Annotated in this window: 21 protein-coding genes; 15 read left to right on the forward strand and 6 right to left on the reverse strand. The window is 70.1% G+C overall.

The window, feature by feature from the left end; all coding sequences use genetic code 11:
* Position 1 precedes the first annotated feature (1 nt).
* Positions 2-601, reverse strand: coding sequence for a TetR/AcrR family transcriptional regulator (locus tag ABD235_RS19755; RefSeq protein ID WP_344176050.1), 600 nt, complete (start codon positions 599-601; stop codon positions 2-4).
* Positions 602-664: 63 nt separating this feature from the next.
* Here ABD235_RS19755 and ABD235_RS19760 point away from each other — a divergent pair, with 63 nt between their 5' ends.
* The 3 genes from ABD235_RS19760 to ABD235_RS19770 all read left to right on the forward strand — a co-directional run bounded on the left by ABD235_RS19760 (position 665) and on the right by ABD235_RS19770 (position 2,529).
* Positions 665-976 (forward strand): hypothetical protein, encoded by a 312-nt coding sequence (locus tag ABD235_RS19760; protein ID WP_344176052.1) that lies wholly within the window; start codon positions 665-667, stop codon positions 974-976.
* A gap of 109 nt (positions 977-1,085) precedes the next feature.
* Complete coding sequence (locus tag ABD235_RS19765; protein WP_344176054.1) at positions 1,086-1,556, forward strand: nuclear transport factor 2 family protein; 471 nt, start codon at positions 1,086-1,088, stop codon at positions 1,554-1,556.
* Between the two features lie 271 nt (positions 1,557-1,827).
* On the forward strand, positions 1,828-2,529 hold the full coding sequence (locus ABD235_RS19770; RefSeq protein WP_344176056.1) for a GAF and ANTAR domain-containing protein: 702 nt from the start codon (positions 1,828-1,830) through the stop codon (positions 2,527-2,529).
* A gap of 24 nt (positions 2,530-2,553) precedes the next feature.
* On the opposite strand, the gene ABD235_RS19775 is transcribed toward ABD235_RS19770, so the two are convergent.
* Positions 2,554-2,952: a nuclear transport factor 2 family protein gene (locus tag ABD235_RS19775; protein ID WP_344176057.1), complete on the reverse strand. Its 399-nt coding sequence runs from the start codon at positions 2,950-2,952 to the stop codon at positions 2,554-2,556.
* 119 nt (positions 2,953-3,071) lie between these two features.
* Between ABD235_RS19775 and ABD235_RS19780 the strand changes: the two genes are divergently transcribed.
* Positions 3,072-3,566 carry a TetR/AcrR family transcriptional regulator gene (locus tag ABD235_RS19780; RefSeq protein WP_344176059.1) on the forward strand — a complete coding sequence of 165 codons (495 nt, stop codon included), beginning with the start codon at positions 3,072-3,074 and terminating at the stop codon, positions 3,564-3,566.
* A gap of 11 nt (positions 3,567-3,577) precedes the next feature.
* On the opposite strand, the gene ABD235_RS19785 is transcribed toward ABD235_RS19780, so the two are convergent.
* Positions 3,578-4,384, reverse strand: coding sequence for a GNAT family N-acetyltransferase (locus ABD235_RS19785; RefSeq protein ID WP_344176061.1), 807 nt, complete (start codon positions 4,382-4,384; stop codon positions 3,578-3,580).
* 172 nt (positions 4,385-4,556) lie between these two features.
* Between ABD235_RS19785 and ABD235_RS19790 the strand changes: the two genes are divergently transcribed.
* Positions 4,557-5,699, forward strand: a complete 1,143-nt coding sequence (locus tag ABD235_RS19790) for an ROK family transcriptional regulator (RefSeq protein ID WP_344176063.1) — start codon at positions 4,557-4,559, stop codon at positions 5,697-5,699.
* A 43-nt stretch (positions 5,700-5,742) separates the two neighbouring features.
* Positions 5,743-6,378: a GNAT family N-acetyltransferase gene (locus tag ABD235_RS19795; RefSeq protein WP_344176064.1), complete on the forward strand. Its 636-nt coding sequence runs from the start codon at positions 5,743-5,745 to the stop codon at positions 6,376-6,378.
* On the opposite strand, the gene ABD235_RS19800 is transcribed toward ABD235_RS19795, so the two are convergent.
* Positions 6,365-6,910, reverse strand: a complete 546-nt coding sequence (locus tag ABD235_RS19800; RefSeq protein ID WP_344176066.1) for a CGNR zinc finger domain-containing protein — start codon at positions 6,908-6,910, stop codon at positions 6,365-6,367. The two genes, ABD235_RS19795 and ABD235_RS19800, sit on opposite strands and share 14 nt — an antisense overlap.
* A 172-nt stretch (positions 6,911-7,082) precedes the next feature.
* Between ABD235_RS19800 and alr the strand changes: the two genes are divergently transcribed.
* The 8 genes from alr to ABD235_RS19840 all read left to right on the forward strand — a co-directional run bounded on the left by alr (position 7,083) and on the right by ABD235_RS19840 (position 16,145).
* Positions 7,083-8,204 (forward strand): alanine racemase, encoded by a 1,122-nt coding sequence (gene alr, locus ABD235_RS19805; RefSeq protein ID WP_344176068.1) that lies wholly within the window; start codon positions 7,083-7,085, stop codon positions 8,202-8,204.
* Positions 8,201-9,178, forward strand: a complete 978-nt coding sequence (locus ABD235_RS19810) for a D-alanine--D-alanine ligase family protein (protein WP_344176070.1) — start codon at positions 8,201-8,203, stop codon at positions 9,176-9,178. The genes alr and ABD235_RS19810 overlap by 4 nt, the downstream gene beginning before the upstream one ends.
* The gene (locus ABD235_RS19815; protein WP_344176072.1) at positions 9,159-9,824 is read left to right on the forward strand and encodes a M15 family metallopeptidase; all 666 of its coding nucleotides are present in this window, start codon (positions 9,159-9,161) and stop codon (positions 9,822-9,824) included. The genes ABD235_RS19810 and ABD235_RS19815 overlap by 20 nt, the downstream gene beginning before the upstream one ends.
* A gap of 70 nt (positions 9,825-9,894) precedes the next feature.
* On the forward strand, positions 9,895-10,389 hold the full coding sequence (locus ABD235_RS19820) for an NADH-quinone oxidoreductase subunit NuoE family protein (RefSeq protein WP_344176073.1): 495 nt from the start codon (positions 9,895-9,897) through the stop codon (positions 10,387-10,389).
* Positions 10,386-11,921, forward strand: coding sequence for a formate dehydrogenase beta subunit (locus tag ABD235_RS19825; protein WP_344176075.1), 1,536 nt, complete (start codon positions 10,386-10,388; stop codon positions 11,919-11,921). Before ABD235_RS19820 ends, ABD235_RS19825 begins: the two co-directional genes overlap by 4 nt.
* Positions 11,918-14,728: a formate dehydrogenase subunit alpha gene (gene fdhF, locus ABD235_RS19830; RefSeq protein WP_344176077.1), complete on the forward strand. Its 2,811-nt coding sequence runs from the start codon at positions 11,918-11,920 to the stop codon at positions 14,726-14,728. Before ABD235_RS19825 ends, fdhF begins: the two co-directional genes overlap by 4 nt.
* Entirely contained in the window at positions 14,728-14,949 is a 222-nt protein-coding gene (locus ABD235_RS19835) for a formate dehydrogenase subunit delta (RefSeq protein WP_344176079.1), read from the forward strand. The genes fdhF and ABD235_RS19835 overlap by 1 nt, the downstream gene beginning before the upstream one ends.
* Entirely contained in the window at positions 14,949-16,145 is a 1,197-nt protein-coding gene (locus ABD235_RS19840; RefSeq protein ID WP_344176081.1) for a molybdopterin molybdotransferase MoeA, read from the forward strand. The genes ABD235_RS19835 and ABD235_RS19840 overlap by 1 nt, the downstream gene beginning before the upstream one ends.
* A gap of 9 nt (positions 16,146-16,154) precedes the next feature.
* Here the strand turns inward: ABD235_RS19840 and ABD235_RS19845 are convergent, their stop codons facing one another.
* Positions 16,155-16,646, reverse strand: a complete 492-nt coding sequence (locus tag ABD235_RS19845; protein ID WP_344176083.1) for an SRPBCC family protein — start codon at positions 16,644-16,646, stop codon at positions 16,155-16,157.
* A gap of 79 nt (positions 16,647-16,725) precedes the next feature.
* Between ABD235_RS19845 and ABD235_RS19850 the strand changes: the two genes are divergently transcribed.
* A complete protein-coding gene (locus ABD235_RS19850; protein WP_344176085.1) occupies positions 16,726-17,157 on the forward strand; it encodes a MerR family transcriptional regulator in 432 nt (143 codons plus the stop codon).
* On the opposite strand, the gene ABD235_RS19855 is transcribed toward ABD235_RS19850, so the two are convergent.
* Complete coding sequence (locus ABD235_RS19855) at positions 17,150-18,187, reverse strand: aminotransferase class V-fold PLP-dependent enzyme (RefSeq protein WP_344176087.1); 1,038 nt, start codon at positions 18,185-18,187, stop codon at positions 17,150-17,152. The two genes, ABD235_RS19850 and ABD235_RS19855, sit on opposite strands and share 8 nt — an antisense overlap.
* Positions 18,188-18,189: the final 2 nt, after the last annotated feature.

Raw genomic sequence — 18,189 nt, forward strand, 5'->3', positions numbered from 1 at the left:
TTCAGTTCCCCTGCCCGCGTCGTACGGCGTAGGACTCCACGTGGGTCAGCATCGCATCCAGCGTCACCTCGAGCGGCCGGGGATCGCGATGGGTCTGAGTGAGCAGTACGCCGCCCTGCAGCGCGCCGAGCAGCGAGGTCGCCAGGCGGTCGGGTTCCGCGTCGGGCCTGAGCTCGCCGCGGTCGCGCATCGCCTGCAGACCGTCGCGCAGGGCGACCTCCCAGCGGTCGAATCCGCCGGCCAGTGCTCGCCGCGTCGCCGGGTCGCTCTCGGCGAGCTCACTCGCGAGGGATCCGAACCGGCAGCCGCCGGCACAGCCGTTGTCGACCTGGCGCTGGACCTGGGTCTTGGCCCACTCGCGGAGCGCGTCGAAGCTGTCGAGCTCGGTCGAGTGGACGACCGCGTCCGCCTGGAGGCCGACGACCGCTTGGACCAGGCTGCGCTTGTCGCGGAAGTAGTGCGTCATCTGCGAGCCGCTCACCCCGGCCGCGGTGCGGACGTTCTCGATGCTCGTGCCGGCCACGCCACGCTCGGCGATCAGGCCGGCCGCCGTACGGACGATCCGCTGCTTGGTGGCCTGGCCTTTCCTGGTGAGCCTCATGCCGGGAAGCCTACGCCGCCGATTGGGATGCACAACCCAAAACTTCGGGTTTACGCTCAGCGCATGACGTATGTCGCGCGGATCGTGGAGGTGCCGGGCAGCGGGCTCCGGCTGGAGCCGGCCGAGGGATCAGTTGCCCCGGACCAGCCGACCGAGGTGAACCTGCTCGGCATGGCGGTGGCGCTGGCGCTGGGTGCGGCTGGGTACGAGCACCACTCGGAGACTCGGGATCCGGAGCTGCAGACGCTGGACGCGCTGCTCGCCGGGGAGGCCGTGATGCCGTGGCGGCACCCGGAGGAGTCGGGCGACGCCGTACTGGTGTGTGAGACCGGGACTGCTGGGCCGCAGTGCCGGGTCGAGCGCCGACCGGCCTGATTCTTTCTCCTGAGCCTCGGTGAGAACTGCACCACCAGGTGATTGAAGGACGAATTAGTCTGTATACAGTACTCCGGGGGTTGTCCTTCGATCCGAGGAGAGTTTCGCGATGACCGATCGTCCGCCGCTGCCGCCGTTCACCGAGGCCACCGCGATCCAGAAGGTGCGCGCCGCCGAGAACGGCTGGAACAGCCGCAACCCGGAGGCCGTCTCGCTGGCCTACACCGAGGACACCTCCTGGCGGAACCGCGATACCTTCGTCACCGGCCGCGCCGAGGTGGTCGCGTTCCTGACCCAGAAGTGGGAGCGGGAACTGGACTACCGCCTGATCAAGGAACTCTGGGCCTACACCGAGAACCGGATCGCCGTACGGTTCGTGTACGAGTGCCGCGACGCCGCCGGCCAGTGGTACCGCTCGCACGGCAACGAGAACTGGGAGTTCGACGAGCACGGCCTGATGCGCGTCCGCAAGGCCAGCATCAACGACCAACCGATCACCGAAGCCGACCGCCTCTTCCACTGGGACGCCCCGGGCCCGCGGCCTGAGGACCACCCGGGCCTGACGGAGCTGGGTCTGTAGTCCTTCCCGCACTGTGGCTTGTCGCCGATCTTCCGGCTATTGCCTGCACCACCACCCGGAAGTGACTCGACTGGACCTGCGGTGTGTCACACAGTCACCAGGCTCGCCGTACCGGGAGCATCGGGCGGGCCGGCTGGCCGGAGCGCGGGAATCCAGGCGGATATTTGACGTGGAACCGGCTAACGGTTCCACGGCTTGAGCCTGCATGATGTGCACTGAGGAACACTCCAGCCTCGGGGTGCCCTGACGATGACTCATGTCTGGAGCCCGGATGGCTGAGTTCGACCCTGTCCCGACGTCTGCCGACGCGTTCGCCCAACTGGCGATCGAGCTGCACGACGCTCCGGGGGTCGAGGAGACGATCGACGCGGTCGTCCAGTTCGCTTTGCAGGCGCTGAGCTGCACGTACGCCGGCGTCGCGCTGCACCGGCGCGGATCCCGTCCGGAGGTCGCTGCGGTCACCGATCCGGTGGTCGCGGAGGTGTACGACCTTCAGATCGACGACGAGGACGGCCCGCTGGTCACCGCGTTGCGAGAACGCACCAACGTGCTCATCCGCGACACGTCCAGCGACCTCCGCTGGCCCAGGTGGGCCGCCAAGGTCGCCGCGCTCGGCGTCCGCTCGGTCCTGGACGTCCCGCTCACCACCGGCACCGGCAGTACGGCGTCGGTCGGCGTACTCGGCCTCTACAGCCCCCAGCCGGACGCCTTCGGCCCCGACGACGAGGCCATCGCCCACATCCTCGCCCGGCACGCCTCCGTCGCGGTCGCCACCGCCCGCCACGAGGAGACGATGGCCCAGGCCGTCGACGCCCGAAAGCTCGTCGGCCAGGCGATGGGCATCCTGATGGAACGCTTCGACGTCGACGGCGACCGGGCCTTCGCCATCCTCAAGCGCTACTCCCAGGACACCAACACCAAACTCCGCGACGTAGCCCAGCACCTCATCGACACCCGCAAACTCCCCCACTGACCAGTACGCCGGGGAGGCGACAGGTCAGGCGGGCCGCGACGGGACGACCACGCGGGTGCTGACTCGCCAACCGTTCGTCGTTCGCACCACCTCGTCTTCGTACACCACGCTGCCTGCTCGTCCGTCCGCCATCACTGAGAGCCCCTTCGAACGCACCCGGGCACGGTTGTCGAGGTCAGGATCGGCGGTGACCACCACGTTGGTGACGTGGTGTCCGACAGGCTGGTCGCCGGGGGCCGAGCTGAACAGTTCGGTGAGCGCCTCCAGGCCCCGGACAATCCCCAGACCGTAGGCCGTCACGTCGTAGGACGCGTCCGGGGTCAGCAGTAGCTCGAGGTCGTCGGATCGCCGGTCGTCCGCGAGATGGCCGTGCAGCGAAACCAGCTCGTGAATGGCCAGCCGGTCCGCGGTCGTCAGTGGCATCGGCGCTCCTGAGAGATCGGTGAGGAAGGATGTGGACGATGACCAACACTAAACGGGGCGAGCGCCCCGCTTCAAGGCGGCCGCAACGCGCTGACGCTGTCGCCAATCGGGCCAAGGTGGTGGCTGCCGCCCGTGAAGCGTTCGTGGCCGAGGGGCTCACCGTGTCTCTGGACGAGATCGCGCGGCGGGCCGGCGTCGGCGCGGGCACGGTTCACCGGCATTTCAGGACCAAAGCCGAGCTCGTCGACGCGGTGCTCGCCGCGGCTGTCGAGGATCTCGTGGTCGCGGCGAACTCTTACGCCTCGTCCGACGACCCAGGCGCGGCACTGCGGGACTTCCTGGTGCGGCTGGTCACCGAAGGAGCGGCGGCCCACGACCTGGCCGCGGGGCTGCAGGTGGACGCAGGCAACGCCGAAGCCGCAACGTCCGGGCCGGTCGCCGATCTCGACCGCGCGATGAGCCTGCTCCTGTCCCGCGCCCGCGACGCGGGGACCGTCCGTCCCGACCTCGACGGCGGAGACCTGGCTGCGATCGTTGCCGCCGCTCACGCGGCGTACGTCCACCCCGCGGGCGGCGACCGCGCCATGATGCTGGTGCTGCACGCACTCGACTAGCGCGGCTCGTCTCAGGAAAGGCGCCAGATCTGCGGGGTGCGATCGGCCAAGGCCTCGAAACCCAGTCGCAGCATGTTGGCCAGGGACGGGTTGTGCCTGCCTGGCTCGGGCTTCCACGAGCCCGTGGTGACCACGTCGCAGCCTTGAGCGAAGGCGTCGGTCATCCGGCGGGTGAGCAGCGCGGACTGCGCGCCTCTGCCCCGGTACGCCGGGTGGGTCGCGCCGCTGCGCAGCCGGCCAACGCCGTCGATGACGTGCAAGGAGCCGGTGGCAACCATCGTGTCGCCGTCCCAGGCGGCGTACGCCGTGGCGTTAGGCCAGTCGGTGTACGCCGCGAGCATGGCGCGGAAGCCGTCGTCGCGCATCTCGTAGGCGTCCACTTGCAACTGCGCCCAGGCATCGGCGTGCTGCGGGCCGATCGGCTCGACGCGGAAGTCGGACGGTGCCTGCTCGACGGGCCCGGCCGTGCGTGTGACCTGGACGGTGGTCTGGCCCGGAGTGATTCCGTACGACGTGGCGATGGCGTCCCAGTCGGACGGAAGCGCACTCGGGACGATGCTCAGGTTGGCCGTCGCACAGCCGACCGTCTTCAGATAGTCCAGGACCTCGCCGATCACCGCCGAGGTCACCGCCCGGTCCAGGCCGAACCCGGACGCCTGGGACCAGAACGACAAGGTGTCCCGCGGTGCGGCCAGAGCCACGACCGAGCCGAACCGGCGGCGGGTCAGCCCCAGCAGCGACGGGCCGGGTCCGGGGATGTCGCCGAAACTCCAGACCAGCTCCGTCTCAGCCCGTTCGATCCGCTCGATCAGCTCCACCCCGCCATCATGCCGGGACCGGCACGGCCGCAGGGCGGTCGGGGCTCAACGCGATCGGTTCCCGTCGACGCATGCGTCACGTGCTCGCCGCGCTGGGTGGACGACGCCGGGGTACCTCGCGGGGGATTGCGTATTCTGCGTCGCAAGTGGAAATCGGCGGACGGGGAGTCTGGTGGCGGGTGGGTGGCAGCCGTTGGCGGGGCCCGCGCACCGGGTCGCGCTGGAGATCTTGCTGGACGGGCCGTTGTCGCGGGCTGAGCTGTCGCGGCGGGTGGGGTTGTCCCCGGGGAGTTTGACCCGGATCACCAAGCCGATGCTGGAGTCGGGGCTGCTGGTCGAGGTGTCGGGTGGGCCCAGTGATCCGCGGGTGGGGCGGCCGTCGCAGCCGCTGGACGTGGTGCCGACGGCGCATCACTTCGTGGGGATCAAGCTGACGGGCGATCAGGCGGTCGGCGTACTGACGACGCTGCGGGCCGAGGTGATCGCCGCGGCCGAGCTGCCGTTGCCTGATCACAGTCCGACGGCCGTTGCGGCAACGGTGGCCGAGTTGACCAAGACTCTGGCGGCGCATCGGCCGGACGGTGAGCTGAGTGGGCTCGGGATCTCGCTCGGTGGGCAGGTCGTCGGCAAGAGCGAGGTGCGATCCGGTTCCTTCCTCGACTGGTACGACGTACCGCTCGGTCAGCTGATGAGCGCGCACACCGACGTCCCGGTGGTCGTCGCGAACGACTTGACCGCGTTGACCGAGGCAACGCACTGGTTCGGCGCGGGGCGTGGTGCGGAGCGGTTCTGCTTGATCACCATCGGCGCCGGCATCGGGTACGGGCTGGTCGTGCACGACCAAGCCGTCGACAGCCCGGACTCCAGCCTGGGCCTGATCGGTCATCACCCGCTGCTCACCGACGGCCCTCGCTGCGAACGCGGCCACATCGGCTGCGCGAGCACCCTGCTCACCACCGACGCCATCGTCAGCCAGGTCAGCGAGGCACTCGACCGCGAGGTCACGTACGACGAGTGCCTGGATCTCGCGATCAAGGGCGAACCCGCGGCCCGCCACGTCATCGACCGCGCCGGGTACGCGCTCGGCCGGTTGGTGGCGACGGCCGCCAACTTCACTCTTCCCGATCGGGTCGTGATCGGCGGCGAGGGCGTCCGCCTGGTCGAGGTCGCCCACGAGGCGATGACGGAAGGCCTGCACTTCGACCGCCACCCGGAATCGACCGATCCACCGATCGTGCTGCTCGACGCCAACTTCAGCGAGTGGGCCCGGGGCGCGGCCGTGATCGCCATCCAGACCTTCGTGCTCGGCAGCTGAATCGCCTGGCGGTAACTGTCTAGGAAATGATAGACAGTTACCCATGGATGATCTGCTCCGCCGCTGGCAGTTCGGCTGGGGGCTGTGCCGCGGCCTCCCGCCGGCGCTCGACCGCCCCACCGCTCTCGACGTCACGCTCGGCCTGCCGCATCGTGACCGTGAACTGTTCGCCGTTCCCGGTACGACGCCCGCGGCGCTGATCGGCGAGGTCCTGCACGCAGCACGGCCGACGTGGCTCACCGTCACCACGCATGAGCCGGAGCAGGCCGTTGCCGAGTTGCAGTCAGCCGGCCTGCAGCTCTTCCCGGAGCAGAAGCTGTTGATGACGATCGATCTGCGAACGCATCCGCAGCCGAGCACGCGACACCAGGTGCTGACGACAACAGAGGGTGCGTTGGAGCGAACGCGCATTGCCGCCTGGCGAAAAGACGACGAAGGCGAGGCTGCGCGCGGGATGATGGCGGTCGTCGGCGGCGACGCCGTTATGCACGACATCCACACCAATCCGGCGTACCGTCGCCAAGGCCTGGGCAGCGTCGTGATGGGCACGCTCGCCCGCCGAGCGCTCGAACGTGGCGCGACCACCGGCCTCCTGATGGCGACCGTCGAAGGCGCCGCCCTCTACCGCAAGCTCGGGTGGGTGCCTCAGGCAACCATGTTGACCGCTAAGGCCGCCTAGCCCGGTGGGCAGCGACCTTCGTGCGGTTCTGGCACGACGTCGAGCAGAACCGCTGGGTCCGGCTGCGGGTCGTGTCGAGGAACAGGTTGTCGCACCGCTCCGCCCCGCACTGGCGCAACCGCGACCAGTCACTGCCCACCACCATCGCCACGGCCGTCGCGAACTCGGCGAGCCACCCCGTAGCAGCGGACACCCCCGGGCTCACGAAGTGCAGATGCCACGGTTCGTCGCCGTCACGCACCAACCGCGGCATCGCGCGCGTCGATTCGAGCAGCGCGTTGACCCCGTCGGCGGCCGCGTCCACCCGACCGTCCACGAGCAACCGCAGTACGCCGTACAGCTCCCGCCCGCCGGCCGCGAACGTCGGCAGGTCGATCTCCGGGATCCGCCACGTGGCCAGCCGAAGCGAAGCCTCCACTCCGGCGGCGTCACCCGCTGAACGCACGCGCCCTTGCGAGAACTCGCCACCGAAGACGTTCGCCAGCGCGACGGCGGCGCTGAGCGAGTCGCGCAGATGATCGGTCGCCTCCACCCGGCAACCCTATCGGCCCAATGACCGATGACAGCGCCCGATCAGGCAACCCGCTCGTCCTTTGGGATGGCTCGGCCAGGTGCCGTGTGCTACCAGGGTCGTAGGCGCGAAGTCGCCAACATCCGACTTCGATCCGATGTGCACCTCGTTGCCGCACACAACAATGATCGTCATGAACCTGGTCCAGAGCCCGGCCCGCGCCTGTTTCGGCCTGGCGGAGGCGACGATCGATCTCGCCGCAGTGAAGGCGAATGTCCGCCACTACCGGCGACAGGTCCGGTCCGGCACGGAGATCATGGCCGTCGTGAAGGCCAACGGCTTCGGCCACGGTGCGGTGCAGATCGCCAGGGCCGCCGTCGAGGCCGGCGCGACCTGGCTCGGTGTCGCGCGCGCCGACGAGGCGCTGGAGCTGCGCGCCGCCGGGCTGACCGTACCGATCCTGGCCTGGCTGTACGACGCGACCGAGCTGATGTGGTTGTCCGACGTCGACGTGAGCGTGGCGACCGTCGCCGAGCTGCAGCAGGTGGTGTCCGCGCCGGGCGTGCACCACGTACACCTCAAGCTGGACACCGGCCTGCACCGAGGAGGCAGTACGCCGGACCAGTGGATCGAGCTGACCCGCGCGGCCGCGCACTACGAGGCGCTCGGCGCGGTCAAGGTCCGCGGCCTGTGGTCGCACCTGTCGCACGGGGACGAGCTCGACGCGACGCACAGTCGTCGCCAGCTCGAGCTCCTGCGCGCCGGGGTCACCCTGGCCCGGCGCGCGGGGCTCGAGCCGTCCGTCGTCCACCTGGCGAACTCAGCGGGTGCTCTCACGCTGGACGCACCGGACTGCAACCTGGTCCGGATCGGCGCCGGGCTGTACGGGATCGACGAGCTGAACAACGGTCTGCGGCCGGCCATGCGGCTCAACACCAAGGTGGCGCAAGTCCGCCGGATCCGCGCAGGAGAAGGCGTTTCGTACAACCACGACTACGTCACGCCGACCGACACCACCATTGCTCTTGTTCCGTTGGGTTATGCCGACGGAATCCCCCGTTCGGCAACCAACGCCTCCGTGCTGATCCGTGGCGTGCGGATGCCCGTCCGTGGCCGGATCGCGATGGACCAGTTCCTGGTCGACACCAGCGACATCCCGGTCGAGCCCGGCGAACCCGTCGTCGTCTTCGGGCCCGGTGACCACGGTGAACCGACCGCTGCCGACTGGGCCCGCTGGGCCGGCACGATTCCGCACGAGATCTACACCGGCCTCGGGTCCCGGGTGCCGCGTCGTTACGAGGAGGCAACCCGGTGAAGGTCGCAGTGATCATGGGCGGCGCGAGCCCCGAGCACGAGGTGTCGCTGGCCAGCGGCGCGGGGATCGCCGAGGCGGCCGCCGGGCTCGGGCACACGGTCATCGAGCTCGTGATCGAGCGCGACGGCAGTTGGCGCGACGGGCAGCACGAGGCGATCGAGCTGCTGCAGGACGCGGACGTCGCCGTACCGGCTCTGCACGGCGAAGGCGGCGAGGACGGTGTCATCCAGGGCTTCCTCCAGCAGCTGAAGGTCCCGTACGTCGGCAGCGGCGTCGCGGCGAGTGCGGTCGGTCTCGACAAGCACCTCACCAAGACGATCCTGCACGCCCACGGCCTCCCGGTGACGCCCGGCATCACGCTCGGCGGCGCGGATCTGCGCGACCCGGAGGCCGCGCACCAGCAGCTGAAGGCGGCCGGGATCGAGTTCCCGGTCTTCGTGAAGCCGAACAACGGCGGTTCGAGCTACGGCGTCACCCGCGTCACCGACGCGGCCGCGTTGACCGACGCGATCGCGAGCGCGGCCTCCGTCGACGGTGCCCGAGTGCTGATCGAGCAGGAGATGCGCGGCCGGGAGATCGACCTGGCCGTGATGCAGTTCCCCGACGGCCGCGTCGACGCCGGGCCGGCGCTGGAGATCCACAGCGACCCGAACCAGCCGTTCTTCAACACCACCGCCAAGTACTCGAAGGGCGCCGGCGAGCAGTTCGTCGTACCGGCGCCGCTGGACGCCGAACTGGCCGCGACCTTGCGCCGTACGGCGATCGAGGTGTTCGAGACCCTCGGCTGCGAGGGCCTGGCTCGCGTCGACTTCTTCGTCCCGGCCGGCGGCGGCCCGGTGGTCAACGAGATCAACACCTTCCCCGGCTTCACGCCCGCGTCGCAGTTCCCGCGGATGTGGGCGGCCGCGGGGATGACCTACGCCGACGTCGTGCAGAACCTGCTGGAGACCGCGCATGCCCGTGCTGCTGAGTGACGACCGGATCACCCGGATCCCCGCGATCGAGAGCGGTGAACCGCTGGTCGACCTCTACAGCCGGGGCGTGTCCGCGCGCGACCGCGTGCTCGTCCGGGAAGGACTCGCGGACCGGCTCGCGATCGCGGACAGCTTCCTGCCGACCGGCGTCCGCCTGTACGTCGTCGAAGGCCTGCGGGAGCTGAAGATCCAGCAGGAGATCTACGACGGCTACCGCGCCGAGCTCGCGGAGCTCAACCCCGGCATCTCCGACGCCGAGGCGCACGTGCTGGCCAGCCGGTTCGTCTCGCCGGTCGAGGTGGCGCCGCACGTCGCCGGGGCGGCGGTCGACCTGACGCTCGTCGGCGAGCACGGCCCGTTCGACCTCGGGACGCCGATCGACGCGACGCCCGAGCAGTCCAACGGCGCGTGCTTCTTCGACGCGCCGAACATCTGCCGCGAAGCCCGCACCAACCGCGCGCTGCTGGCCGACGTACTGACTGCTGCCGGGCTGGTGAACTACCCGACCGAGTGGTGGCACTGGTCTTTCGGCGACCGCTACTGGGCCTTCGCCGAGCAGCGGACGCACGCGATCTACGGGCCGGTTGAGGAAAATAAGCGCACCGATCTATGCTCTAAATACAGCCGTCTGCATACTGGATATTGATAGCAGCCGCCTATCACGTGATAGGCACTTTTGCTTTGACCGCGGGACCGGCGCCCGGGACCGTGGACGCATGACGATGCCAGTCACGGATTCCGTCCCCGCCCCCGATCCCGGGCGTCCGTACCGCGTCCGCGAGCTCGCGACCGAGCGCCGCGGGCTCCGCGGCGCGCTGATGCCGATTCTCCATGCCGTGCAGGAGGAATTCGGCTGGATCAGCCAGACCGACGTGCCGGTGATCGCCGACGTGCTCAACCTGTCGGTCGCCGAGGTGCACGGCGTCGTCACCTTCTACCGCGACTTCCGGCGCGAGCCGGGCGGCCGCACCACCGTGCGGATCTGCCAGGCCGAGGCCTGCCGGTCCGTCGGCGGTGTCGAGCTGGCCGACCACGCCCGACGCACCACCGGCCTCGGCTTCGGCGAGACGACGTACGACGGCCGCCTGACCGTCGACGAGGTGTTCTGCCTCGGCAACTGCGCACTCGGCCCCGCCGTCCAGGTCGGCGACAAGGTCCACGGCCGGGCCACGCCGGCCCGCCTCGACGCGATCCTGGGGGAGGCACGATGACGAAGGTTTTCGTTCCGCGTGACATGGCGGCGAAGTCGGTCGGCGCCGACGAGGTCGCCGAGCGGATCGCCGCGGCGGCGCGTACGGCGGGCGCCGAGGTCGAGCTCGTCCGCAACGGGTCGCGCGGCATGCTCTGGCTCGAGCCGATGATCGAGGTGGAGACCCCCGAAGGCCGCGCCGGCTACGGCCCGGTCGCCCCCGAGGACGTCGACGGCCTGGTCGCCGCCGGGATGCTGACCGGTGGAGCCCACAGCGAAGGCCCGTACCTCGGTCTCGTGGAGGAACTGCCCTGGATGAAGCGGCAGCAGCGCCTCACCTTCGCGCGCGTCGGCGTCGTCGACCCACGCTCGATCGACGACTACACCGCCGCCGAAGGCTTCGCCGGCTTGAAGAAGGCCCTGACCATGACACCGGCCGAGGTGGTCGAGGAGGTCGTCGACTCGGGCCTGCGCGGCCGCGGCGGCGCCGGGTTCCCGACCGGGATCAAGTGGCGCACGGTGCTCGGCGCCGAGTCCGACCTCAAGTTCGTCTGCTGCAACGCCGACGAGGGCGACTCCGGGACGTTCGCCGACCGGATGCTGATCGAGGGCGACCCGTTCGTGCTGATCGAGGGCATGACGATCGCCGCGTACGCCGTGGGCGCGACCGAGGGCTACGTCTACCTGCGCTCGGAGTACCCCGACGCGGTCGAGGCGCTGAACGCCGCGATCGTGACGTGCCGCGACAACGGCTGGCTCGGTGAGGACATCCTCGGCTCGGGCCTGAGCTTCGACCTGCAGGTCCGGGTCGGCGCCGGCGCGTACATCTGCGGCGAAGAGACGAGCATGCTGGAGAGCCTCGAGGGCAAGCGCGGGATGGTTCGCGCCAAGCCCCCGATTCCTGCCCTGGAAGGGCTTTTCGGCAAGCCGACCGTGGTGAACAACGTGTTGTCGCTGGCAACGATCCCGACGATCCTGGCCAACGGCGCAGCGGCCTACGCGGCGTACGGGGTCGGCCGGTCGCTCGGCACCAGCGTCTTCCAGCTCGGCGGGAACGTGGCCCGCGGCGGTGTCGTCGAGACGGCGTTCGGGATCACTCTCGGCGAGTTGGTCAACGACCTCGGCGGCGGCAGCGCCTCCGGCCGGCCGGTCCGCGCCGTCCAGGTCGGTGGGCCGCTGGGGGCCTACCTCCCGGTCGGCCAGTTCGACCTGCCGATGGACTACGAGGCGTTCGCCGCCGCCGGTGCGATGGTCGGCCACGGCGGCATCGTCGTGTTCGACGAGTCGGTGGACATGGCCGCGATGGCCCGGTTCGCGTTCGCGTTCTGCGCGGAGGAGTCGTGCGGCAAGTGCACGCCCTGCCGGGTCGGCGCGGTCCGCGGCGTGGAGACGATCGACCGGATCGTCGCCGGTGACGACCGGCGCAAGAACCTCGTCGTACTGGACGACCTGTGTGACCTGATGACCGACGGTTCGCTCTGCGCGATGGGCGGACTCACCCCACTGCCGGTGCGCAGTGCTGTCCGCCACTTCGGAGAGGACTTCAACGTATGACGCTGCTCAAGGAACCCGATTTCGGTACGCCGGCCCGCAAGGGCGAGGCGACCGTCGAGCTGACCGTCGACGGGATCGCCGTCACCGTCCCACCCGGTACGTCGGTGATGCGCGCCGCCAAGCAGGCCGGCGTCGACATCCCCAAGCTCTGCGCGACCGACAACCTGGAGGCCTTCGGCTCGTGCCGGCTGTGCGTCGTCGAGATCGACGGCGCCCGCGGTACGCCGGCCTCCTGCACGACACCGGTCGGCCCGGGCATGGTGGTCCGGACGCAGAACGAGAAGCTGGGCAAGCTGCGCCGCGGCGTGATGGAGCTCTACATCTCCGACCACCCGCTGGACTGCCTGACCTGCTCGGCCAACGGCGACTGCGAGCTGCAGGACATGGCCGGTGTGACCGGCCTGCGTGAGGTCCGGTACGGGTCGGGCGTGGACGCCGGAGCGAACCACATGGACCTGCCGACCGACACGTCCAACCCGTACTTCGACTTCGAGGCGTCCAAGTGCATCGCCTGCTCGCGCTGCGTCCGCGCCTGTGACGAGGTGCAGGGCACGATCGCGCTGACCATCGAGGGCCGCGGCTTCGGCTCCAAGGTCGCGGCCGGCGCCGGCGTCTCGTTCATGGAGTCCGACTGCGTCTCCTGCGGTGCCTGCGTGCAGGCCTGCCCGACCGCCACGCTGCAGGAGAAGTCGGTGATCGAGCTCGGCATGCCGACCCGCTCGGTGATCACCACCTGTGCGTACTGCGGGGTCGGCTGCTCGTTCAAGGCCGAGCTGCGCGGCGACGAGCTGGTCCGGATGGTCCCGTACAAGGACGGCGGCGCCAACGAGGGCCACTCCTGCGTGAAGGGCCGGTTCGCCTTCGGTTACGCCAACCACCCCGACCGGGTGATGGAGCCGATGGTCCGCGACTCGATCGAGGACGAGTGGCGCAAGGTCTCCTGGGAGGAGGCGATCGGCTTCACCGCGCGCCGGCTGCGCGAGATCCAGGCCGAGTACGGACCGGGCTCGATCGGTGGCATCACCTCGTCGCGGACCACGAACGAAGAGGTGTACGTCGTCCAGAAGATGGTTCGCGCGGTCTTCGGCAACAACAACGTCGACACCTGCGCGCGGGTCTGCCACTCGCCCACCGGGTACGGACTGAAGCAGACGTTCGGCGAGTCGGCCGGTACGCAGGACTTCAAGTCCGTGGACGACGCCGACGTGATCCTGGTGATCGGCGCGAACCCGACCGACGCCCACCCGGTGTTCGGCTCCCGGATGAAGAAGCGGCTGCGCCAGGGCGCGCAGCTGATCGTGGTCGACCCGCGCAGGACCGACCTGGTCCGCTCGCCGCACATCGAGGCCGCCCACCACCTCGCGCTCGCCCCGGGCACCAACGTCGCGATCGTGAACGCGATCGGGCACGTGGTCGTCACCGAGGGCCTGGTCGACCGCGCGTTCGTCGACGCCCGCTGCGAGGGCTTCGAGGAGTGGGAAACGTTTATTGCCGGCCCGGAGCACAGCCCGGAGGCGGTCGAGGAGATCACCGGCGTACCGGCTGCGGAGGTACGCGCGGCCGCACGGTTGTACGCGACCGGCGGCAACGGCGCGATCTACTACGGCCTCGGCGTCACCGAGCACAGCCAGGGCTCGACCACCGTGATGGCGATGGCGAACCTGGCGATGGCGACCGGCAACATCGGCCGCTCCGGCGTCGGCGTGAACCCGCTGCGCGGCCAGAACAACGTGCAGGGCTCCTGCGACATGGGCTCGTTCCCGCACGAGCTGCCGGGCTACCGGCACGTCTCCGACGACGGCGCCCGCGACGTCTACGAGCAGCTCTGGGGTACGCCGCTGCTGAACGAGCCGGGCCTGCGGATCCCGAACATGTTCGACGCCGCGATCGACGGCTCGTTCAGGGCGCTGTTCGTGCAGGGCGAGGACATCGCGCAGTCGGACCCGAACACCGCGCACGTGTTCGCCGCGCTGGGCGCGCTCGACCTGCTCGTCGTCCAGGACCTGTTCGTCAACGAGACGGCGAAGTTCGCGCACGTGCTGCTGCCGGGTACGTCGTTCCTGGAGAAGGACGGCACGTTCACCAACGCCGAGCGCCGGATCAACCGGGTCCGCCCGGTGATGGCGCCGCAGACCGGCAAGCAGGAGTGGGAGATCATCTGCGAGCTGTCGCAGGCGATGGGCTACCCGATGCACTACGACTCGTCCAGCCAGATCATGGACGAGATCGCGCTCACCACCCCGACCTTCATGGGCGTCTCGTTCGCCCGGCTCGACGAGGCCGGGTCGATCCAGTGGCCGTGCAACCTCGAGCACCCGGACGGTACGCCGGTGATGCACGCCGACGAGTTCACGCGCGGCAAGGGGCGGTTCATGGAGACTGTGTACGTGCCCACCACCGAGCGGTCGACCCGCAAGTACCCGCTGATCCTGACCACGGGGCGGATTCTGTCGCAGTACAACGTCGGCGCGCAGACCCGTCGTACGGCGAACGTCGCGTGGCACCCGGAGGACATCCTCGAGCTGCACCCGCACGACGCCGAGGTCCGGGGCATCTCCGACGGCGACACGGTGTCGCTGGCCAGCCGGGTCGGGCGGACCACGCTGCACGCGAAGCTGTCGGAGCGGATCCCGGTCGGGGTCTGCTACACCACGTTCCACCACCCGGTGACCGGCGCGAACGTGATCACCACCGACAACTCCGACTGGGCGACGAACTGCCCGGAGTACAAGGTGACCGCGGTCCAGGTCGACCTGGTCGTCGAGCCCTCGACGGCTCAGCGCGAGACGGTCGCGGCGGGCCACTGATGAGCGCGACCACACTGCCGCCGCACGTCCGGCTGGCCAACGAGATCGCGCGGCAGTTCGCGCACAAGCCGGCCGACGTCGCGGCGACCACGATCGCCAACCACATCAAGGCGGTGTGGGACCCGCGGATGAAGGCCGCGCTGGTCACGCACGTGGAGGCCGGCGGTGAGGACCTGGACCCGGTCGCGGCGCTGGCGGCTCAGCAACTGAAGGCCCAGTAGTGCCGAGACCCGGCCACCGGCACGCGGCGGCGTCCCTTGCGTGGGACGTCGCCCGCGAGCTCGCCCACGCGGCTGCTGCCACGCTGGCGCCGCGATCACTGCCGCTGTCGGCAGCCGACGGTACGACGCTGGCGACGCGTTTGGTTGCGCCCGCCGCTGTTCCGCCGGTGGACCGCTCAGCCATGGACGGCTACGCGGTCGCCGGCGCCGGGCCTTGGCAGGTCGTCGGCACGATCCTGGCGGGCTCGCCGGACCTGCCGGAACTGAGTGAAGGCCAGGCGTACGCGATCGTCACCGGTGCGACTGCCCCGGACGGGACGACTGCTGTGCTGCAGGACGAACTTGCTCTTCGTACTGGTTCTGAAGTTGTGGGAGATGTAGTTCCCGGACAGCACATTCGCCGCGCTGGTGAGGAGTGCGTCGCGGGCGAGGTCCTGCTGCCCGCCGGCGTTCGGATCGATCCCTCGGTGCTGGGGTTGGCTGCCGCGGTGGGGCTTGATCGGCTGATGGTGATTCCTCGGCCTCGGGTGGCTGCGTTCGTCACCGGGGACGAGCTCGTGCAGCGCGGTCCCTCCGGGCCCGGCCGGGTGCGGGATGCGATCGGGCCGATGCTGCCCGGGTTGATCGAGCGTGCGGGCGCGACCTGTACGGCGGTCACGCAGCTTCCGGACTCGCGGTCGGCGCTGGTCGACGCCTTGGCCAAGACCGACGCTGACCTGATCCTGGTCTCCGGCTCGTCGGCCTCCGGGCCCGCGGATCATCTCCGCGCCGGACTGACCATGCTGGGCGCCGAGCTGGTGATCGACGGCGTCGCCTGCCGGCCGGGGCACCCGCAAGCGCTGGCCCGCTTCGACGACGGGCGGCTGGTGATCGGCCTGCCGGGCAACCCGTTCGCTGCCTTGACCGCGTTCCTCACCCTCGGCGTCGCCGCGCTGCACCGGATGCGCGGCCTCCCGCTCCCGACGTTGCCCGTGGCACCTGTCCCCGGCGGTCTCGCCGGACACCCGACCAGCACCCGCCTGGTCCCCGTCCGCGTCACGCCGCAAGGCGCCGTACCGGTTGGTCACGCCGGCTCCGCCATGCTCCGCGGCGCGGCTGCCGCCGACGCACTCGCGATCATCGAGCCCGGCCCAACCACCGCCATCACCGCCCGCCTGCTGTCCCTCGACCCGGGCGCTTCCCCCTGGACGTTCTGACCAGCACGATCACCGTCGGGCAGCGACCATCGCGGCGATGGTGGTGCGCATGTTCCGGCCCAGTTCGTCGAGGCGCCGTCGGCAGTTCTCGTCGGCGCGGCTCGGGTCGGCGAGCACGCCTTTGCGCATCCCGCTGTCCCCCGGCCCATGCGTGAACGCCTGCCTGATCACGGTCCCGTCCCCATCAGGACGCAGCCAGTACTCCCAGTGCGCGAACGGCACCACCTCGTCGCCGTACACGTCCCAGCCGAACCGCCCTTCCGGCTCCGCCGCGGTGACGACACACGTCACGTGCGTCTCGAACCCGTCCGGGAACCTGTTCCCGGCCGCGAACCGCGACCCGACCCGCACAGGCTCGTCCAGCCAGCGTCCGTAGACGCATTCGGGGCTCCACTCGCCGTACCGGTCGACGGCGGTGATCATCCGCCAGACCTCACCGACGGGCAGCCCGACCGGTACCTCGACCTCGACACTTGCTCCGGTGACTCCGTAGTCGTTCATGCCCGCGACGTCGGCGGCGCCGGACGGGTCTCGACATTTCGCCCGGTCGACGCTCCCCCGCCCCGGTTACGCTGGCGGGATGAACGAGGGGCTGAGCATCGGGCAGGTGGCGGAGCGGACCGGGTTGAGCGTGCACGCGCTGCGCTTCTACGAGCGCGAAGGCATCCTCGCCGAGCCCGTACGGCGGGAGTCCAACGGCCGCCGGATCTACAGCGAGGACGACGTCGACTGGCTGGAGATGTGCATCCGGTTCCGCTCGTCGGGCATGCCGCTGGACACCATCCGCCGCTACACCGACCTGGTCCGCCAGGGGCCCGGCAACGAGTCCGAGCGTCTCGCCCTCCTGCAGAGCCACCAGAAGCACGTCGAGGAGCAGTTGGCGGCTCTCACGGCGTGCCACGAGGTGATCACCCACAAGGTCGAGATCTACGAGCAGCACCTCTCCCAGGGCACCGCCGACTGCCTGTGGACCGTCCCCGTCGACAACTCCGCCGAGTCGGCGGTCAGCTGAGCGCGTCGAGCGCCAGCCGGACGTCGGCGCTCGTCGAGTACACGTGGAACGACGCCCGCAGCCGACCGTCCCGTACGGCGGCCCGCACGCCCGCGGCCTTGAACGCCTCAGCAGCGCCCGGCACGTCCGCGCTCACGATCGCCGAGTCCCCCGGCGGCAGCCCGAGCCCCGCGCGAAACTCGTTGGCCAGCGCGAGATTGTGCGCGTGGATCTTCTCGACGCCGATCTCCTCCAGCAGCTCCAACGCCGGCGCCGCGCCGACGAAGCTGAACCACGCCGGTGACTGGTCGAAGCGACGGGCATCAGCAGCGAGACGCATCGTCGTCCCGTAGTACGAACCGTGGACGTCGTCAGCGGCGTACCAGTTGGCGTGCAGCGGCCGGCAGCGCTCCTGAAGCTCGGGCGAGAGGTACCCGAACGTCGCACCCCGCGGCGACATCATCCACTTGTAGCTGTGGGCAACCAGCGCGTCCACGCCGGTGACGTCGACCGGCAACCAACCGACGGCCTGGCTCGCATCGAGCACCACCAGTGCGCCGATCTCCTTGCTTGCGGCAATCACCGCCGGAAGATCGAGGACGGTCCCGGTCGAGGACTGGACAAGGCTGACGGCAACGACGTCGACCCCGGGTACGATCGCCGCGACCAGTTCCCCGGTCGACGCCCCGACCACCTCGACCCCGCGATCGGCGTGCACCTGCCAGGGGAACACGTTCGAGGTGAACTCGACCGAGTCGGTCAGCACCTTGGCGCCGTCCGGCAACGCGCTCGCGATCGGCGAGACCGCGGCCGAGACCGTACTACCGACGAACACGTCCGCCGCGGGCGCGCCGATCAGCCGGGCGAACGACTCGCGCGCCCGCGTCGTCGATCCGTCCCACGGCTCCCAACTGGTCGCCCCGACGTGCCAGTCCGCCAGGGCCGCCTGCAAGGCCTCCCAGGCGGGGCGCGGCGGCAGCCCGTACGAGGCTGTGTTCAGCCAGCCCGGCTGCGGCTCCCAGAGGTGAGCGAAGTCGGCGACAGCGGTCATGC

The organism is Kribbella lupini, assembly GCF_039529595.1.
In the GTDB taxonomy this organism is placed as follows: domain Bacteria; phylum Actinomycetota; class Actinomycetes; order Propionibacteriales; family Kribbellaceae; genus Kribbella; species Kribbella lupini.

Coding starts and splice junctions, on each gene's coding strand:
- ABD235_RS19855 (WP_344176087.1), bottom strand. CDS start 18,187: ATGACCGCTGTCGCCGACTTCGCTCACCTCTGGGAGCCGCAGCCGGGC.
- ABD235_RS19755 (WP_344176050.1), bottom strand. CDS start 601: ATGAGGCTCACCAGGAAAGGCCAGGCCACCAAGCAGCGGATCGTCCGT.
- ABD235_RS19775 (WP_344176057.1), bottom strand. CDS start 2,952: ATGCCACTGACGACCGCGGACCGGCTGGCCATTCACGAGCTGGTTTCG.
- ABD235_RS19845 (WP_344176083.1), bottom strand. CDS start 16,646: ATGAACGACTACGGAGTCACCGGAGCAAGTGTCGAGGTCGAGGTACCG.
- ABD235_RS19765 (WP_344176054.1), top strand. CDS start 1,086: ATGACCGATCGTCCGCCGCTGCCGCCGTTCACCGAGGCCACCGCGATC.
- ABD235_RS19835 (WP_344176079.1), top strand. CDS start 14,728: ATGAGCGCGACCACACTGCCGCCGCACGTCCGGCTGGCCAACGAGATC.
- alr (WP_344176068.1), top strand. CDS start 7,083: ATGAACCTGGTCCAGAGCCCGGCCCGCGCCTGTTTCGGCCTGGCGGAG.
- ABD235_RS19850 (WP_344176085.1), top strand. CDS start 16,726: ATGAACGAGGGGCTGAGCATCGGGCAGGTGGCGGAGCGGACCGGGTTG.
- ABD235_RS19760 (WP_344176052.1), top strand. CDS start 665: ATGACGTATGTCGCGCGGATCGTGGAGGTGCCGGGCAGCGGGCTCCGG.
- ABD235_RS19820 (WP_344176073.1), top strand. CDS start 9,895: ATGACGATGCCAGTCACGGATTCCGTCCCCGCCCCCGATCCCGGGCGT.
- ABD235_RS19770 (WP_344176056.1), top strand. CDS start 1,828: ATGGCTGAGTTCGACCCTGTCCCGACGTCTGCCGACGCGTTCGCCCAA.
- ABD235_RS19815 (WP_344176072.1), top strand. CDS start 9,159: ATGCCCGTGCTGCTGAGTGACGACCGGATCACCCGGATCCCCGCGATC.
- ABD235_RS19825 (WP_344176075.1), top strand. CDS start 10,386: ATGACGAAGGTTTTCGTTCCGCGTGACATGGCGGCGAAGTCGGTCGGC.
- fdhF (WP_344176077.1), top strand. CDS start 11,918: ATGACGCTGCTCAAGGAACCCGATTTCGGTACGCCGGCCCGCAAGGGC.
- ABD235_RS19795 (WP_344176064.1), top strand. CDS start 5,743: ATGGATGATCTGCTCCGCCGCTGGCAGTTCGGCTGGGGGCTGTGCCGC.